Annotated in this window: 9 protein-coding genes; 1 reads left to right on the forward strand and 8 read right to left on the reverse strand. The window is 41.5% G+C overall.

The window, feature by feature from the left end:
- Positions 1–277: 277 nt before the first annotated feature.
- Complete coding sequence (locus tag FOF60_RS22930; RefSeq protein WP_264647618.1) at positions 278–4,066, reverse strand: S-layer homology domain-containing protein; 3,789 nt, start codon at positions 4,064–4,066, stop codon at positions 278–280.
- 275 nt (positions 4,067–4,341) lie between these two features.
- Here FOF60_RS22930 and FOF60_RS22935 point away from each other — a divergent pair, with 275 nt between their 5' ends.
- Complete coding sequence (locus FOF60_RS22935; protein ID WP_192471909.1) at positions 4,342–4,740, forward strand: hypothetical protein; 399 nt, start codon at positions 4,342–4,344, stop codon at positions 4,738–4,740.
- 44 nt (positions 4,741–4,784) lie between these two features.
- Here FOF60_RS22935 and FOF60_RS22940 read toward each other — a convergent pair whose 3' ends face one another.
- The 7 genes from FOF60_RS22940 to FOF60_RS22970 all read right to left on the reverse strand — a co-directional run bounded on the left by FOF60_RS22940 (position 4,785) and on the right by FOF60_RS22970 (position 20,133).
- On the reverse strand, positions 4,785–5,774 hold the full coding sequence (locus FOF60_RS22940; protein ID WP_192471908.1) for a hypothetical protein: 990 nt from the start codon (positions 5,772–5,774) through the stop codon (positions 4,785–4,787).
- Positions 5,775–5,887: 113 nt separating this feature from the next.
- The gene (locus FOF60_RS22945) at positions 5,888–10,327 is read right to left on the reverse strand and encodes a chitobiase/beta-hexosaminidase C-terminal domain-containing protein (RefSeq protein ID WP_192471907.1); all 4,440 of its coding nucleotides are present in this window, start codon (positions 10,325–10,327) and stop codon (positions 5,888–5,890) included.
- 129 nt (positions 10,328–10,456) lie between these two features.
- Positions 10,457–11,536 carry an S-layer homology domain-containing protein gene (locus FOF60_RS22950; RefSeq protein WP_192471906.1) on the reverse strand — a complete coding sequence of 360 codons (1,080 nt, stop codon included), beginning with the start codon at positions 11,534–11,536 and terminating at the stop codon, positions 10,457–10,459.
- 65 nt (positions 11,537–11,601) lie between these two features.
- On the reverse strand, positions 11,602–13,734 hold the full coding sequence (locus tag FOF60_RS22955; protein ID WP_192471920.1) for a 5'-nucleotidase C-terminal domain-containing protein: 2,133 nt from the start codon (positions 13,732–13,734) through the stop codon (positions 11,602–11,604).
- A 332-nt stretch (positions 13,735–14,066) separates the two neighbouring features.
- Entirely contained in the window at positions 14,067–16,988 is a 2,922-nt protein-coding gene (locus FOF60_RS22960; RefSeq protein WP_192471905.1) for an S-layer homology domain-containing protein, read from the reverse strand.
- A gap of 594 nt (positions 16,989–17,582) precedes the next feature.
- Positions 17,583–18,671 carry a glycosyltransferase family 4 protein gene (locus tag FOF60_RS22965; RefSeq protein WP_192471904.1) on the reverse strand — a complete coding sequence of 363 codons (1,089 nt, stop codon included), beginning with the start codon at positions 18,669–18,671 and terminating at the stop codon, positions 17,583–17,585.
- A complete protein-coding gene (locus FOF60_RS22970; RefSeq protein ID WP_192471903.1) occupies positions 18,649–20,133 on the reverse strand; it encodes an O-antigen ligase family protein in 1,485 nt (494 codons plus the stop codon). Before FOF60_RS22970 ends, FOF60_RS22965 begins: the two co-directional genes overlap by 23 nt.
- Positions 20,134–20,254: the final 121 nt, after the last annotated feature.

Consider the following 20,254-nt stretch of genomic DNA (forward strand, 5'->3'; position numbering starts at 1 on the left):
CTAGCTGAACAAAGACTTTTTCCTTTTTCCTGTTTAGAAAAATGGCAATCAACACAGGAAGGGTACTGATAAGATAAAGTATGGCCAGAATGGAGAACTTTATCCCATCCCCTAAATTTGATATAAAGATCATGACCACTGCGAATAAAAGTACTTCAGCTATTCCCAGGCTCATCAACGCGGCAATAAGATAAATCAAACCTGTTTTTTTATTTATCGGGACCAGCTACTCTCTTATAAATTTACATCAGAGGAAGGTGGCATATACCTCCCGCGACTATTTACTATAAGGATATTCATAGATCATCATTTCCTGGATGTAAGGATAGAAGTAATCCAGGCTATGTGCATCAACTGGGTCATTCTTATCGTGAGGGTAAGGGAATTCTAATGCCATCCCTCCCATGCGCTGTCCTTCCATTGCTTTTTCAGCCAGCCTGAGCATATCTTTGTCAATGCTGTAATTGAAGACCACTTCACGGTATTCCTCATTGTTCAGTTTCCAGAACGGAATAGGAGAAGAAAACAATTTCACCCAGGTTGCAGCATTGAATAGCTTTACTGGGAAGTAGAAAGCTGCATTATACGTTCTCGTATTTTGATAGTGATCAAGATTTAAGGAATACGAGACTTTTTCTTCCTGCTTTTTGCTCAATTCTACTTCATCGACTAAATCTTTTTCATAGATTTTATATGATACAGTTTGCGCCAGGTACCCTCCCAGTGAATGACCTGTAATATAGAATTTCGCTGAAGGATATTTCGCAATTACTTCTGCTGCAAACTTGTATGCTTCTGGCAACTGGTAATGGTAGTTCAAGAGGCCAATACCTCCCAAATTCCCGATCCAGTCATTTTTATTATCCCATTTGGCGATGTTATCCGATCCCCGGTAGACGATGACAATATTATTTCCTTTTTTATAGGCATGGGCACCAAAGCCGCTGCTTGAGGTGTTATTATCAACGGCTTTCACCAGATTCCAGTCGCCTACATCCGTGTTTGGATTCGCAAGGCCATGCTTTAAGCGAATGGTCCAATCGTAGCCAATATCCACCACATCCGGCTTGCCATCTACATACCTCTTCAAATTGATATATGACATATCACTCATGATCAAAGTGGTCTTTGGCAGAATTTCCGGAATCTGCCTCCGGGCTGGCAATTCAGATGCATCCGGGAATGTATCTTTGTCCGTGTCTACTTTTAATGGATCGGAAATGGTCACAAAATAGCCGCCATTCATTGGGATATATTGTGTAGTTACTTCCTCTCCATCTTTAAGGCCGTCTCCATCTGTATCCGGATCCTCATAGTCTGTCTTCACCAATTTTCCGTTTCCTAGACGCATACCTTTTTTCTCAAGATAATCAGGCAGACCATCTTCATCTGTATCCTTGGTATAATCAATTGTCTCTTCCGCTGTTTCCTCTAATTGTTTTTCCAATTCATCTGCCTGTTCAGCAAAGAAGTACTTACCGCCTGTTTCGGCTGCGATTTTCTCAAGCAGATTCTGATTGACCCCGTTTCCAAGTCCAATCGTATAAATGATCACCTGATTGTCTTTTGCAAATTGAATTGCTTCATCATTCCAATAGCCATCCCCGTCTGTCAAGAAAATGACAAACCTTAAGTGATCTGGATTTCCATTGTTTTTTATTTCCTCAACCGCTTCCATTACACCATTGTATAAATTTGTTCCACCTGAAGAGTTTATGGTATCAATTGCGTATTTTACCTCTTGCTTGTCTGTAGTCAAACTCACAAGTACCCTTGCTGAGCTATCAAAATCGACTACTGCTGCTCTATCTTCCTCTTTTAGTTTATCAACAAATTTCTTAGAGGCAACCTTTCGAATTTCCGATGGATCATTTCCGTAGCTTCCTCCCATACTTCCAGAAGAATCAATCGAAAACACTACATCAATATTCTTTACCTTTCCGCTTTGATCTAAATCCGGTGGTCTGATTTCTGTAGCCCATGCTTCATCCCATTTCGCTTTATTCAATAGAATATATTTGCTGAAATGCGTGACTTTCGCTGTTACCGTATTGGTTATCGGGTCATGAGTTTGACCTTCAAGCATTTCTAGACGCTGGGCTTCTTCATTATAATAGTAAATAGCTGGGTCAAAGCCTTCTGAAACTACTGCTTCAGCATACTGAAAACTCATGATCACTTCGTCAAAACTTACTAGACTATTGAAATCGTAAGGAGCTCCAATATACCCAGGGATATTCTCGTCAATAAATGCATCTTCATCCTCAACCTTTGTAATCGTGATTGAATTTGCATCTATCGCCGGCCCCGTCATCTCTATTGATGGGGAAACAAGTGGATCTTTTTCCGTTTCCTCTACAACCGTTTCATGCACAATGATTTCTTCTCCATCAGGGGTTCCATTTCCATCTGTATCTTTTTTAAGCGGGTCGAAACCAAGCGGCTCTTCTTCCCCATCCAGGAGACCATCTTGATCGGTATCGGCAATTAATGAATCTGTCTTCTTGGCCATCTCTTCTGGGTCTGTCAATCCATCTAAGTCTGTGTCCTCTTTTAGCGGGTTAGTACCCAATTCATATTCCCTTAAGTTTGAAAGTCCGTCAAAGTCACTGTCTTCCTCGCCATCCATCGTCCCATTGTCATTAGAATCTTTTTTCAATGGATCAGAGAATAACACTTTCAATTCATATGAATCTGACAAGCCATCTTCATCAGTATCATTCTTCATCGGGTCTGTAGTCAATGTAATCTCTTCATGGTCTGGTAGGCCATCCTTATCGGAGTCCATGTCCATCTTCAATTCAACAGTATTGGAAAAACCGCCTTCCTCCGATTGTTGATACGCTTTAACTTTATAATAATATGTTTTACCCGGCTCAAGTTCAGCGTCTTCGAACTTAGTCCTATCGACTCCATTCACTGTTTGGATAAGCGTGAAATTCTGATTATCCTCACTTCTATATACTTTGTAACCTAGCACTTGTTGAATTGAGTTCCAATTCAATGACCATATTGCGGCTCCTGATTCACTTCTTACCCATTCTCCATTAAGAGCAGGTGACGAAATTGGTGCAGGTACTGGAGGCCCTGGAGTCACTGGAGTATCCTCCAATTTTTCGACTGCTAGAACAATGGTTTTGTCAAAACGATATACATCACCAGAGCTTAGCTTTGTTTCGATTGTGGCTGTGATGGTGTAGTCTTTTGTTGTGTTTTGCTGGGCATTGAACACAGCACTTTTCTTGTCTTCAGTTGGAGTCAGCTTGCCTCCGGTTGTCTTCCATTCTACTGCATACTCTCTTGTATCCTGGTCCAGATATTTCACAGATAATGTGGCATCCTGGAAATAATATGGTTTTTCCACATCAGCCGAAAGCAAGAATGCCTTTTTCACGAATTCCTTTTCTGCTGATTGTTCTGGATTGGTCGGAGGTGTATCTATCTTTTTGACATAATTAATATAGCGTGACATAAAAAGGGAGAATTGCAGCCTTGTGAGGTCATCCCCTGGACGGAAGGTTCCATCTCCGTAGCCTGTTGTGATTTTGTTAGCAGCAATTGCTTTGATGTAGCCATGTGCCCAATACGACGCTGGTACATCTTTAAATGTCTCTTTATAAGTATTTGGCGTTTTCAATTTATATGCCTTCGCTAGGATTTTTGCCATCTCTCCGCGAGTCAGTTTTCCCTGCGGATCGAACTGGCCATCACCTTTTCCGCTGATGATTCCTTCCGCTACAGCGGCCGCTATGACATCAAATCCTGGATGGCCTTTTTTAATGTCCTTGAAATGTGGATCTGGACGATTTGACGTGTCCAGCTTCATCTCTCTTGCCAGCATCATGACTGCCTGCAGGCGTGTGATTGGCAGATTCGGTCTAAAAATATTGTCAGCATAGCCATTAATGATACCTAACTCTACCAATTGACCTATTTCTTTTTGGTACTTCGGTAAATCCTTAAACCCCTTTTGCGGGCTCGCAAATGCTGCAGCAGCTATTGATTGAACCATCAACAGCACAACTAAAAACACTGCTAAAGCCCTTCTGATATTCCCATTCCCCACTTACATTCCTCCTAGATTTTTGGTTTTTTGTTCCAAATAATACAGTTCTATATCTTATCCTAATTTCCTTCAGTATTTTAGGTCTTTTTGAGTAATTTTCCATATTTTCAGTTTGTTAAAAGGGGTATTTGAGGTAACAGGCACCTCGCAGTTAAACTGGTTTGTATCTGTTTTTAAAACATAAAAGATGAGAGAAATTAAAAAAAATAATTTTTCCTACAAATATATGATAATGTGAATCTATAGAGACTTAAGGAGGGGAGAATAGTTCTATAATGAAAAATTACTTATTTATTGCTTTTCTTACTGTTTCAACTCTTCTAGCAGCCAAACCAGGAGTTTTGAATCAACCTTCAAATTCAAATGACTATTACAATGAAAAAGAATTCATACATCAGATTAACTTAACAAATCCTCCCAATGAAGACTTATTAATAAGTGATATCCAATTTGCACATCTCGAGGAGCTCAAATCATCCTCAACGGGTCTAATTCGCATGTCATATCCTAATCAGGAAGATAAGGTTGATAGCGATTTCGGAAAGACTGTTATAGAAAACCTAATCGAGAGTAGCTTTACCATTGACTCTGGTGAAGGAGAATCTTTTGAAGATGATCATGTATATAATGATTTGAATATGCTCACAATCACAGTTTCTCATTATAGTTATTAAGTACTTGAACAAAGTACAGGCACCTCCTAAAAGGGAGGTGCCTGTTACTTTGTTATATATTTTCCAAAATCACTTGGAACGTCTGGTGGGTTGTCCATGCTGATGCGGTGGGCAATCATGGTTCCTACTTCTGGATAGAAGTGGTGCCCGTCGAAGTAGTTGGAGGTGTCTTTTGTAACGGTGTTGATGTCCATGAAGTTATAGACACCGCCGAATACTTCGGTGACTTCACTGAGCCACTTTTCATAATGCGGATAGGCACCGGAGTTGATGAGTGCCTGGAACAACGGCTCTGAGATCGGCGTTGTGAACACGATGAATTCTGTGTCCGGGTTCTTGTCTTTTACATTTTGCAGAATTTTTTTGTAGTTCGGATTGTATTCATAATCTCCATAGAAGGTTGTCGTAAATTTCTCTACCTTTTTTTGCAGCTCTTCGTCTGCTTCCTTTTTTGAAAGTCTGATCGTGCTAGCGACATTCTGCCGATCATAGGTCCGCACGAATACAGGTTCATCTTTAATGGAAGCTTTAAAGTTATAACAAGAATACCTAGTTAAATCATAGGAAATGATATTTTTCCAGCGAACGAATGGCTTGTCCAGTGTGCTGGCATACGGTTCGATTGATAATGGTGCCTTGCTCTCAGCCAGGCTTGACTTAAAAAAATCCAGCCCAATGATGACTGTCTTGATTTCTTTTGTGCTGTTCTTTTTTGCAAAGTCGATATAACTCTCATATTCTTTTACCGACATGTTCGCCACTGAGTAATTGTATACGTCCATGCCTTTGAATTCATGCTGATCGATATAGGTGCTGCGGCTGCTGCCTATTAATAATGTATCGACGCTGAATGGCTGGAATTTAATTCGATTCGTTTTTTGCTGGCGTTCATTGATCGTGTCCTGCACATCATTGAACTCATGTTTTCCACCATACATCCACATTGGGTCCATCCAGTAATTGAAACCGCCAATGCCGGCGACCAGCACAATCAGAGTCAACACCAGCCTGACCGCCCACGCTTTGTAAGTCATCTATTTTCACCTAATTACGTCTGCTAGATTTTAGTCTTGATAATTATACAATACAAGATAGTTTACGTATAGACGAAAGGCACCTTCCCACGAATGGGAGGTGCCCTTAAGTTTTAGCTTGCTGTTTCCCAAATTAGGTCTGCCCATTCTGGATGGTCGATGAATGGGTTTCGGTTTTTTTGCCAGTTTTGGTAGATGGTTTCATTGCGGCGTTTTTCGAATTCATCTACTGGGTCTTGTTTGTGCCACTCTAGCAAGGTTGTGAGTTTGCCGTGAAGTGGTGCTGGAGAGGTATTGACTGTGTCTGATAGTTCCAGGTCCAGTTCTCCATTTCCTTCGTAACGAACGGCCATATAAAATAGCATACGGGCAATATCACCCTTCACCCGATTAGGCGGTTCCCATGAATCTCCGTCATAGCGGCACTCGGTACATTCATTGTGAATTGAGCCGCCATTGTCGAAATCTTTGTTACCACGGCTGCTATTGACGGATGCATCCGTAGGTCTTAGGTGATGGATATCTGTTCCTGGTCCAACCGTAGTCCCGAAGTCTCCGTGGGATTTAGCCCAGACGTGTTCCCTGTTCCAGTCATCTGCGTTGCCGCCATTGGTTGTCTTGGCTTGAGATCGCCCTGTATATAACAGGATAACATTGTCCTTATTATTAGGGTCTTCATCCGTTTCCTTCAAAGCCTCCCATACCTGGGCATAGCTCAATTTCTCCTGGACCTTGATAATGTTATAAAGAGCAGACTTTAAGTCTGCTCCCGTTTTGCCATAGGCCGAATCGTAGTAACTGCTTGTTTCAGGAGTCTGGTCTTCTTCAGGGATGAATGGGGAAGAAATTTCTTTCCCCATTGAATCCGTGAACTTGATTCCAGACGTGTCAACTCCGTCAGTGACAGTCCATTTCACTACATTTTCTGCACCTTTGATTTCTTTTACATTGGCATTATCAATGACTACTTCTTTGACAGCTGCACCACTTAGGTCAATTACAGTATCCTGTTGAGCAGGAGAAATTACCACTTTCGTATTTTCAAGTCCATCTCCTTCAACTTTCGCTGTTTTCTTCAGCCAGATACCTTCACTGATTACAGATGTGCTATCTACTTTGATATAGCTGTTCGGTGCCCCTACAACTAGCTTCTTAGTCTTGAAACCAGTCAGATTGTATACCTTGTTATAAACTACTGGTGCTTTCAAAGCCGTCTGGATAAGAAGCGGATCATGGTCACTTCCACGTCCATGCTCTTCCATGAATCCAGAGTTGATGTGAACCATGCTAACTCTAGTCGCGGCTTCCAAATTCTTCGTTACAAGGATATGGTCAAGTACTTGTGCATTACCCTGGTAAGAATATGAATATCTTTGGTCTGCAGGTACTTTTTCAACCATATTCACAAGTTCGTTGCCTTTTAGAGTCTGTAAAGGATTTGAGAACTCGAAGTCATTAAAGTCACCTAATAGAATAATGTTCGCATTAGGATCCTTTGTTTTTACATCTTGAACGAATCCATTCACGACTTTCGCAATTTCCATGCGCTGTACTTCACTCTTTAATACAGGCGGCTGATTTTTACCGAATAACGGCTGGTCTCCGCCTTTTGAGTTGAAGTGGTTTGCTACAACAATAACGCTCTCACCCTGGAAGTTGAATTGAGCTGCAAGAGATTTGCGGCTGTCTTCGAATGCAGGGTTTGTTGGATCAATACGACCTGGGTTCAATGTCAGCTTTCCATTTTCAAAGCCCACTGCTTCTTCAGCAGTTCCTTTTGGTGCTTCCATTAATTCAACACGATCTTCATTGTAAAGGAATCCAACACGGATGTTACCGCCAGGCTGGCCTCCGTCAGTCTTATCTACTGGCGCGATATCAGTATACGTATATGTTGGACCGCCAAGATCTTTGATTGTTTGGATCAATAGTGCAGCACTAGCAGATGCATCTGTTGTACCGCTGTCTGTTGGACCGTCATTGTCCTGTACTTCAGTCAGGCCAACGATATCAGGCGTCTTCATATTTTTTACAATTGCCTCAGCAAGCTTGGTAACTTTTGCAGCGTCCACCTTTGGTGAGAAGTTTTCCACGTTGTATGAAGCAACTGTCAATTTGTCTGCTGCCGGCACGATTGATGTGATTTCACGTTCGTTCGAGCCTGCTACTAATTCAGGAAGATTGGCTTTATTCGTTAATAGCTTGTAGTTGCTGTAACCATAGCTCATAACGCCTGTAATAGAGCCATTGAATTGATCTCCCATTTTTGCAATGAAGCTTTCATCGTTCATGTCGACTGTAATTCTTTCAGGATTGAAGTCACCTTCAGATATACGCAATCCACCATCTGGAATGTTTGCATCCATTGTTCCTGGGATTACGACTACTTCACCATACTTCTGTGGTGCTACAACTTTTGCATCGTCAACCCGAACAAGCATGCCTTCTAAACTTTCATAGAAGTCAATTGCATCTTCTGCTGGATCAAAAATAGCCAATCCATCGTTGTCAATTACTTCGGTTGGAGCTGTGCGGTCAACACCAATAACCACTGGAGCAGGAAGAGTTTCACCGCTGCGGACCTTTTCAACCGTAGATGCAGCAATTTCTGTAGAAGGAAGATCTACCTGGTAACGGTCATCATATCCTTCAATAAAATGCTCTTTGATTTGACCAGAGACTTTTACTACATCTCCAGGAACTAGTCCATGCCCACTTTTATAAACAAGGATGCCATCAGATGTTGCGTCGTTTCCATCACCCTCAAGGTCCTGGATATAGACATCATTCTTGCCTAGAACGTAGGTTACAACACCTTCTACATCATTTACATTTAATCCCTCATATTTAGAGAAGTGACGTTCGCCCTGAATATCATAAATGCGGACAACGTCCTTTTGAATGATGTAGTCATACGTATAAACCTTGCTGCTTGTCAGGCCTTCTTTTACAGCAAGAGCCTTGATTGTCATATCTGCATTTACTGTGATTGGTGCACTATACACTGGGCTGCTGGCTGTTGGTTCACTGCCATCAGTCGTGTAGTGAATAGTTGCGCCTTCTGTATCTGTAGATAATGTTACTGAATCACCAGCTTGAACGAAGCCTGCACCAGGAGTTGCTACTACTGGGCGAACAAAGCTCGGATCAAGAACAATATCAGCTTCCGTCCTAGGAATCAGCTGGTGAACATCACGATAAGCGCCAAGAACGCCTGTGATTGAATCATAACTAGTGTCAACTTCTAACCATTCTTGAGTTCCTGGACGAAGCTGGTAAGAGTCGCCGTTTGCGTCAACAGCCGTATAGTTTCCGCTTGCGAAGCTCTCAACCTTTGATTTGCCTACTTTAACCAGCATTGCTTCATACTGTTCTGTAAGCTGCGCTGCAGTCAATTCTTTAGCAGCCGGAATTTCTTTTTGGCCGAGGACTTTGACATTCTCTGAACTTACTTCCAATTCTAAAAGCGAATTGTAGTCAACTACTTCACCGAATGCTTCCACTTCATCACCAGGCTGTACACTGACTGAACCGTATAGTACGATACCGGCATTTTCATCCTGGATGTAGATGTTTTTGCCGAGTACTGCTGTTACAACACCCGATGTAAGGGCAAAATCACCAGGGTTCATCGTTCTTACTTCGGAAATTGTTTTAAGGCTTAGAACAGTGTAAGTGTATTCTGCGACGTCACTGTTTTCCATACTATCTGCTACAGCAATTGCCTTGATTGTAGTATCTGCTGTGATTGCGATTGGAGCTGAATATACTGTTGATACAATTGTTGGCTCAGAGCCATCAACTGTGTAGTAAATTGTTGCGTCTTCAGTTGTAGTCGTTAATTCTACTTCAGTACCTGCTTTTACTGCTGAAGATGGTACGGAAGCAGTTACAGCTGAAACTTTTGTAGGCTCTTCGGAGGGTGCACCCGCCATTGTGTGGGAGCCGATGTGTTCATAAGTATTCTGAGGATATGCATCCCACTCCGTTTCTGGGACAAACACGTCAGAAATATTTGTGTCGCCGGAAGTAACTGTACTCTTACGTACAAGCGTCATCTCAGCAGTTTTTGCTTCAGTACCCCATGATGATCCTGGGTCAAAACCTACTTGTCCAAAAGAATCAATAACTGTTCCACTATGTTTTAAAACAAGTGCATCATCACCATTGTAGAATGTAATTGTGTGGGTCATATCCCCTAAATCCTTCAGTGCAGGTTCCGCACTAGCATTCACAATTACAAATGTTTCTCCATTGGCAAGTGTTGTTGAGATATCCGTTTGCTTTGAGAAATCTAAGGTTGTCCCAACAGTCTGATTACCATTGGTATAGAGCTCCAGGCTGTATTCAGTCAGATCTACAGCTTGACCGGTACCATTATATAGCTCTATTGCTTTATTGCTGTTCGAACCTTCCACATACTCAGAAATGATAAGGTCACTAGCAAGTGTAGCTGCTTTTACCTGTTGAGCGATAAACGGCAAGAACAGGTTAACCACTAAAGCCAGTGTTAATAAAATGCTTAATGACTTCCTTTGTGATCGGTTAATCATTAATTAAGTCTCCTTTTGAAGAAGTTTTTTTGTATTCCAGAAGATGATAGCCACCTTTTCAGTGGCATTTTTCGACAGGTCTAAAGTCTGACTTTTCACATAACAAAAGATTCTTTTTACATTTTTAAATTAATCTTCTAAAATTGTATCCCCTTCAACTGTTACGTTGAATAATACTACTTCTGTATTACCTTTTAAATAAAGGTCACCCTTTACTGTTGCGTTTTCTAACTTTTCAACTCCAGTTACATCAACTCTTACATCTCCGTAAAAGACTTTTGGATTCTCTGCTGTACCATTGAAGTTCGCTGGATTGACCATTGCCGGACCTGTAGCCCCTCCGCCTCCATTTCCAGCAACAGGTATAGTAAACTCAACAACCCCAGTCACCTTAATACCCTTGAATGTTAAAAGCGTATATTTTGTTCCTTCCTGCTGAATGGATGTCTTTAGCTCTACTGTTACTTCAGCAGAAGATGAACTTATGATTTTAGCTTCTATTACTTCTAATCCATTATCGAAAACAAAATCAGAAGCTTTAAGATCTGTTACATCGTCTTTAAGTTTCAGATGAAGTGTGGTGCTATCCACGGACTGTATACTTAAGATTTCCGATATCACTACATCTTCTTTTGAGGACTTATATAAAAAGATCCCAAAGTCGCCACGTTTTACATTGGCATTGATTCCAAAGTTTTCTGCAGACATCCCTTTGGCAACTCCATTAGCAACAAGAGCTTGAACGGCTGGCTGGTAATTCTTTGGAACATCTTTGAATGACAAATCTGTCCCACCTTTTAAATCAAATCCTTTTTGAATCCAGATTGCCACTTCTCCACGAGTGATTGGACTGTTGGAATCAAATAGCGTTTTTGTTTTACCAGAAGTGATTCCTGCTGCTTTTAGCGCGTTGACTGCAGCTTGTCCGCGGTCAGGCACATCCTTGAACCCAGAATTGGGAGCCTTATCTGTATCTAGGCCCAACACCTTAGCTGTTAAGATGGCGGCATCAATTCGTTTGATTTGCTCACTTATCCCAAACGAGGAGTCACTCATTCCCTTTGCCCCTTTTGATACAAGAAAGTCAATTGAGTCAGCATATCTTGGTGTAACATCAGAAAAATCAGCTGCTGCTGATGAGAAACCTGCTGATGCAACCATTAAAGCTGTCGCAGCTATTGCTACCATCTTGCGGTAAGACTTCTTCATTTACACAAGCCTCCTATGGTGACTAAGCACCTTCCAGTATACTGGAAGGTGCTTGTCACTTATCATTATTTCTGTGTATCTACAATTCTGCCTTCAACTTTTGGTTCAATTGTTTCAAATTGAGTCAAGTAGTCAACGAACATTTCGTAATCTACGAAGCCTGGTTCGCTTACGCGGCCTTCTGCATATGCGTTTGCGAACATTTCGTATCCATCTCCGCCTTTTGCAGTGAATGTGTTTGTAGCAACAAAGTAGTTTTTAGTTAAATCTAGCTCTGTGAACGTTCCATCCACACCTTTTACTTCCACTTTAACGACTCTTTCTCCAGCTGGCTTGCTGCTGTCATAAGAGAATTTCATTCCTGAAATATGCAGGAATGCGCCGCTTTCCTTAGGAGCCTGGCTTACGCTGTGCTCAAGGGCAGCTTTGATTTCAGAACCTTTAAGGTTCATGATGCCTAGTGTGTTACCGAATGGCATTGTTGTTAAAACTTCACCCAATGTAATATCGCCTTCATCGATTGAAGCACGGATACCACCGCCGTTTGTTACAGCGATAACAGTCTCAGGGTTGATTGTCTTAGCTTTTGCAAGCATACCATCAGTGATCAGGTTACCAAGATTGGACTCCTGAGTACGAACGACTGCACGGTCTCCTTCAAGCTTGACTGCAGCAGATGTTCCGATGGACTGGTTTTGAAGCTCAGTCACTTTATCTTTGAAAGGTTTTACTAACTCTACAGCTTTTACATCTTCAGCTTTGTCCTTAAGGGCTACTAGCTCACCAGCATATCCAGTGATTGTTCCCCAGTAGTCAAACTCAACATCTAAAGTACCTAGCAAATCGCTATATTGGCCAGCTTGTACAATTAGAGTAGGCTCATCTTTTTCAATAAGCTTTGGCTCTGTAAGTTTTGTATGTGTATGTCCGCCAACAATGATATCGATTCCGTCTACTGCTTCAGCCAGTCTAAGATCATTATCATATGCAACATTATCGTCATAGCCTAAGTGTGAAAGGGCGATGATTTTATGGATTCCCTCAGCTTCGAAAGCAGCAACCATTCTTTCTGCTTCTTCAACATAATTGCTGAATGTAATTTTGCCAGGACTTGAAATATCCTTTGTTTCTTCTGTTGTTAATCCAAAGATACCAACCTTCTGGCCATCGATTACTTTTACGATACCATCATAGATCTTACCATCTTCGATTTTCTCGCCAATAGTTGCTGTTGCTTGAAGACCATTAAATAGAGCATCTTTTGAGAAGTCAACGTTAGAGCTGACAAATGGGAACTGTGCTCCTTTTACAAACTCAGAAAGGGCCTTATGTCCCTCTGCACTTGCGCCAAGGTCGAATTCATGGTTTCCGAAAGTCATAGCATCATAGCCAAGATAGTTCATTAATGCTAAATCAGCTTGTCCCTCGAACTCGTTAAAATATAGAGTACCAGAGAATGCGTCCCCTGCACTTAGCAATAGAGCATCAGGGTTTTCAGCACGAACTTCTTTAACTGCTGTTGCTAGTTTAGGAGCTTTATCTACATATCCGTGAGTATCATTCGTATGCATTAATGTTAATGCTAGGTCTCCATTTTCAATTGCTTGAGCAGCCTTGAATAGGAAGATTGCATAATCGCCGCGCTTAGCAATTTGATTAACACCAAAGTTAGTATTAGAGAAGCCTTTAGCTACTTCGTTAGCAACCAAAGCTTGAACAGAAGCTTCATAGTTAGAGCTTACATCCTTAAAGTTAAAATCCGATTGACCAAGCAATCCGAATCCTCTTTCAATCCAAATAGCCAATTCTCCACGAGTGATGTAGCTATTGGAACCAAAACTAGTAGCATTCTTTCCGGATGCAATGCCATAGAATTTCAATGCATTTACAGCATCCTTCGCACGATCAGGAACATCCTTGAATCCAGCCTCGGGAGCGCTTACATCATTAAGACCAAGAACATTAGCCAAAAGAACCGCAGCGTCAACACGCTTAATCGACTCATTCACACCAAAATATGTAGAAGATTTACCGTTTGCACCTGCACCTACAACGAAATCAACCGCATCAACATAACGGCCTGATACATCTTTAAAGCTTGCAGCATCTGCAGCAGAAACTGCCGGTGCAACCGCTGACGCAACCATAGCTGCTGTTGCTGCAGTCGCAATGAACTTACGGGAAGACTTAGATACCATATCCATTCATTCTCCTCTTTTCTTTGACTATTTGTGGCACTCGCTGACTCAAGGAACTCATAATCTCGTATGATGATAGAATCAGAGACACCCACAACCATTGTACCAAAAAAGCGGGAGGAACTGACAAATTATTTTCTTTCTTTATAATTTGTTTACAATTTCGACATCTCAATTTTAAAGATCTACTATTGGATTACTTCGTTTCTTTCTGGTATATCAAAATTAGGATGAATCAATCATTTTTCTATCATTCTTATTTTGCATTTAATAACTTTTACAAAGGCAAAAAAGAACCCGTTACAAAATAACGGGTTCTTTCTTTAAGAAAATTATTTTACGATAGTTACTTGGATTTGAACCGGAGCAGAAAGCAAGTTGCTTTCAGAAGCAGCACCAGTTACTGCATTTTCGCCATCAGCATATACTTTATCGATTACAAGTGTAAATGTACCTTTGTAACCAGAAGTGATGTCTAAAGCGTTAGCAATATCTGCATCAGAAACAGTGATTGGAGCAGTTACTCCATTACCATTGTAAGATACATTGCTAGCGTTTGTGATTTTACCAGAGAACTTCAACTCTTGGCCATCAACAAACACTGGTCCATATCCGCCAACTTCAGTAGAAGTAGCAGCTAAACCGTATTGAAGAGCACCGAACGGTACTACATTTCCATCTTGACCTTTTACAGTGATAGCAGGCTTGATTGAGTACCCATCAGCACCAGCTTTTACTGCTACCAATTCAGTTCCATCAACTACGAATTCACCAGCGTTGATTTTACCAAATACTAAGTCTTTCGCTGTTAAAGAAGTTACTTTGCTTAGATCAACAAGGATTGGGCTTGTGTTTACAGTTACTGACTTAGGAGCAGCAAATGTGTTCTTGTATGCGATAGTTTCAGTCGCATAAGTTCCATTGTTTTGAGTAGTGCTTAGTCCGTTATAATCTACTGCAACAGCAACAGATAGGTTTCCAGTTTCAGTTAGGTACTTATAAGCATCAGCTTTGAAAGTAACGTTAGCTTTACCAGAGCCTTTAGTTGTTGAGTCAGAAGATACAGCATCAGCAACAGTAAACCACTTAGCAGCAGCTCCACCAACTGATAGATCAAGGTAGTTAGATACATCAGCAACACGGTTACCGTTAGCATCTAGAGCAAACGCAGTGAAAGATACTGTGTTAGTGTCAAGCTCGTAGGATTTTACAGCGTTAGCATTAAGTTCCTTCGTGCTTGGAGCTATTTCATAAGCAACAGCTTTCACAGCAGGATTAACATCTTTGTAAACAACTGCAATTTTCTTTTGAGACACAGTGCCGTCAGCTTTATGATATGTTACTTTTACGTCAAAGTTTGTAACTGTTTGGTTTGCAACAGCTGTTAAAACTAAGTCGCTTCCAGAAACAGCCAATTCTACAGGGTATTGACCATTTCTTAGCTGGTCCACAGAAACAACTAACTTGCCACCAGTTCCATATGGGTTAGTGATTTCGAATTTGCCATTTGCTACAGGTCCAACAACTGCAGTAGAAGCAAGGTCATGCTTATTACCATTTGTATCTTCCCATCCTAGTTCAACCGTTTGTTGGTTAACGTCTTCTTGAGCTGCACCAAGTTGAGTTTGGTCAGACAAAGTTACAGAAGTAGCACCAACATAAGCATCCTTGAATACTGGAGCAGCTTTCACTTCAACAGCAACAGTCTTTGAGTAAGAACCCTTTGTGATTACAATGTTAGTTGTTCCCACGTTGTGGCCAGTTACATATACACCATTTCCGTCACGTGTAACAGTTGCAACAGTTGCATTTGAAGAAGTTACACTGTAAGAAGTGTCTGCAAGATCCAATTCAGCAGCCATTGGGTTAGTATCAGAATCGTCAGCGAAAACGTGTAGGTAGTGGCTAGTGCCATCAGCGTATAGAGATGTCTTTAGACCTTTACCAAGTTTTGCATCCAACTCGTATGCAGCTGTGTTTGCATAAGTTTCATGGCTTCCACTCTTCACGAAATCTCCATCCTCTAAATAGTTAGAAGAAAGATCTGAGTTTGAGCTAGTTGACTCAAGGAAGAATCCTGCTACATCACCAGTTGTTGCTGGTAATTTAACTTTCACTGCATATTCAGAAGTCTTGAAAGTTGTGCCGTCTTTGTATTGTACTGTAACGCGAACTTTTGCAGTTTCACCAGCATTACCTACTACATCTCCATCAGTTTCAACAACAGAAGTGTTTGTAGATTCAACTGCAGAGATTTGGTAAGCTTCTGTATCAACAGTTTTACCGTTAGAATCTTTAACAGTTACATAGTCTTTGATATTTTCGCCTTTAGCAAATTCAGTTTTAGTTAGAGTAACAGCTTCAATCTTTGTAAGTTCATATTTGAAAGAAACTTTTGCAGATTCAAGAGCTTTATCGCCTTTTACAGACTTAACGTCTTTAACTGTTACTTCGTAAGTTTCACCGTCAACAAGGTCACTTGTTAAAGTTAAAGTAGCTGTCTTTCCATCAGCACTTAAAGTAACTTTCCCAATGTTCATACCTTTGTTGATTGCGAAGTTAGTGTGGTCTACCGCTGAAATCGCAGTATTGAAAGTTACAGTTACTTCGTTGTCAGCAGTTGAAACTGCACTTACAACCTCAGGAGTTTTCGCTACTTCAGCAGCTCTCTTAAGGAAGATTGCAAGATCACCACGAGTAATGTTCAATGCAGTACCGAAAGTTTCTGGAGTTTTACCAGTTGTGATTTCGTATGCATATAGTCCGTTAATATATGGTGCATAAGCGCCCATGTCAGTGAATGGAGCTTTCTCGTCAGTAGTTAGTTCGTATGCTCTTGAAAGCATGATTGCCATTTCGCCACGTGTTACGTATGCAGATGGCGCGTAAGAAGTTTCAGACTTACCTGAAACGATTCCCTTAGCTTTAAGAACAGATACAGCTGCATCATAGCGAGTGCCTGCAGTATCAGCGAAACCTGAAGCTGGTGCAGAAGCAGTGTCAAGCTTAAGAGCTTTTGCAAGCCAGATAGCCAGGTCGCCACGCTTGATGTTGTCGTGAGTTCCGAAAGTAGTCGGAGTAGTACCTTGAGTGATGTTGTTGTCAACTAGGTAGTCAACAGCATCTTTGTACTTTGGTGCTACATCTTCGAAGTTTGATGCAGCGCCTGCAACTGGAGCGATTGCAGATGCAACTAGAGTTGCAGTAGCAGCAGTCGCCACAAATTTGCGGTAAGATTTTGGTTGGTATGCCATTTTGTGTTTCCTCCCTGTTTTGTAAATAAGTTTTTTCTTGGTGCCTCCGGATTGGTAAGATCCGGATTTGAAACGTGTTGTAATAGTTTTATAGTCTATCTCTTCTGTTACCTCTAACTCTGAGAGTCGTTTTCACTGTCTATGTATTACGGAAAATCATTATCTCTCTTAATAGGAAAATAGACAGAAGAAAATAGGTTTACTATACATGTAAACTATTTTACCAAACTTGGTTGATATTTCAACCTTTTTTTACAAATTTCTCCCTATAAAACATATTTCTGCTAGAAAAATAGCTTTAAATCCCTGTTTATGGGCTATTTACCAGCACAACACAAGATGATTATACTACTATTATTCTATTTTTGGAAGATTTACCATGGAAGAATATTGCGAAAACTTCATAGTAATTATTTCCACTTACTAAGACGGAAGGCACAGGGAATAAGTTTCAGGATATTACCGAAAAATTTACTATGTAATTTTTCGAACTTTTCACACAAGTAACTTCTGCCCAAACAAAAAACATGCAGGGTTCCCTACATGTTTTTGGCCCACAAAGATATAACTATGAGTGAATCTTTGGGAGTATGCTTAAATTTTTTTATAAGTTTTTTCTGTGCTTTTTGCCAGCTGGTCGATGGAATAGAGCCTGGATGCTTTTTCGTACAGATTATTCCCGAGTTCAGGAAGGTTCGTTGTATTGATTGCTTCGGTAACGGCTCCTGCCAGTGCTGCTGAGTCTTTGATTGGAACGACCCAGCCTAATGATGGATCGGAAATAAGATCCTTCACTCCGCCGACATCTGTGGAGATGACCGGTGTATGCGCGCGGGCTGCTTCAAGGATGACGAGCGGGAAGCTTTCGCTATATGAAGCGAGCAGTTTTACATCTGAAAGGCACAGATAGGAATGGACATCCTGCTGAAAACCAAGGAAGCGGACGTTTTCTGTTAAACCCTTGTCTCGGACTTCGCGTTCGAGGTCTTCCCTTTCCGGACCATCGCCGATGAGCAGAAGTTTTACGTTTGGTTTTGTTGCCAAAACTTTTTTCAGTGCTTCAAACACGACGGTGTGTCCTTTGATCGGATGCAGCCTTGCGACCATGCAGATGACAAAATCATCTTCTTTTAGTTGAAGGTCTACCCGTGGCAGCTTGCACTGCAGCTTTTCATCAAAGGAAATGCCGTTATAAACCGTGGTGATTTTTTCAGCACGAAGTCCGAAGCCGACGAGCATTTGTTTGAAGCGTTCGGAAACAGCGAAAAAATGGTCGATCTTCTTGATGACCGTCATATTGATTGTCGTGAAAATCTTTCCCTTGATGCCGCCTTTGATGAAATCCTGGGATGGGTCGCTGTGAATGGTGCTGATCCATTTGAATGGAATGGTTTGGCGTACGAAATAGGTGAATAAATTGGCGCGCGGGCCATGTGTATGGACAATCGAAATCTGATTGTCTTTGATTGTTTGCTTGATTTTGCTGATGACAGAAAAATCGTAGCGGGATGACTGGCCGTACACGATGACCGGGATCCCCATTTGCCTTGCTTCTTCTGATAGTTTCCCTTCCTGGAAAACTCCGAGCAGGACTTCCGTATCTTTCAGGTTCTTCAATAAAGAAAGCAGGTGGTTTTTGGAACCACCTGTTTCTCCGCCGCTAATGAGATGAAGGACTTTCATTTTTTCCCCACCCTTTATAATTGATGCCGTGCGTGATGGCTGCGAGCATCATAAAGAAATAAGTTGTGAATGTCTTGTCTTCCCAGATATTGTAGAGAACGCCTACGACATAGACACCGATCAGGACAGCAAGCACAGCTGTTGCCTGGCTGGTGTCTTTTCGCTTTTTCCAGAGGAAGAAGAGCATTCCGAGAAGGAATACGGCAAACAGGATGACACCTGCAGCCCCTGTTTGGGCGATGATCTGGATATATTGATTATCAGAATAGATATTGTGTCCAATTCCATATTCTTCGTAGATTGGCGATCCATTGCCTTTTGCCGCGGAATCACCGAATGTGGCGAAACCCGTACCGATTACGGGGTGATCTTTAAAGATTTCAAAGCCTTTATTGACGATGAACAAACGTCCGGTTGTTTTACTTAGCTCAACTGTGGACATTTCAAAGGTTTCTCTCATGCGTCGTTCTTCATCAGAAGGCTGGTCTTCTTGTCCTGGATCTTCAGGTGTTACATTGCGTTGAATATTTTCTCCAACTCCAGCGTTTTTAAAATAGTTCGTCGCCTGTGTCACTGGAATGTTTATCAATATGATCGACAGAACTGCGGCAACAAAAAGTTTGCCTGTGCGCTGCCAGTTTTTTGAAACAGCCAGGTAAACGGCCAGGGCGATGACAAAACCGATCCATGTTCCCCTTGAGTAAGTAAGAGTAATGACTCCAAACATCAGGATCATCCCGATATTGAGGATGAGTTTTGTTTTGCCGGCGACAAATTGCTTTAGATAGATCGTAAGCATGACAGCCAATGATAGATATACTGCCAGCACATTCGGGTTATCAATCAGTCCGTAGATGCGGACGCGGTTATTATAGGAAAGCGAACGACCGACCCATTTTTCCGGCATAAGATAGGATCGAAGCGACATTTTTTCGACTAGCCCATGAAGGCTGAGAAGTATCGCCATCATGAAGGTTGTCCAAAGGAATTTTAGGATGTCTTCCTTTGTGATATCAAGACGTTTTACAACGTAGTAAACAATATAAGTAATAACGAATGCGCGAACTTGGAAAATGATGACTCCAGGTTCCACGCCTGTGATGAAGGCTGAAATGGCTCCGACTGCAAGGAAGCCGAAGAAGGCCCACTCGAAGATTTGGAACTTGAACAGACTTTTGAAGTTGCCGGTGCGAATTGCCGTGAATGCTACATTCGCGAACCCGGCCAGGATGATGAGATCCCCGACTATTTTTAGTGAGGGGTTGATCTCGATTAAAAATGGTCTTGTCGGGAAATACAAAAGAAGCATTAAGAGTCCATTTTTAGGTGATATAAGTGCATATAATGCTAAAATTGCTGCTGCCCCAAGTCCAGTGATGGTACCAGGGAATAACAAAGCCACTACGAGAACCGGCAGGGCAATGAAGATGAACGGAAAATCTCTCCAGGTTATCGAGTTCATTCGAAAATTCCTTTCTCGTGCTTAATCGACATAGATGATATAAGTTCATGTTTTTTGACGAATTTTGTCTGACTTTTTAAATTATAAACAGGTTTTGTTCATGTTTAAAGTAGTTTTTCCA

Source organism: Mesobacillus jeotgali (genome assembly GCF_014856545.2).
Lineage (GTDB): Bacteria > Bacillota > Bacilli > Bacillales > Cytobacillaceae > Mesobacillus.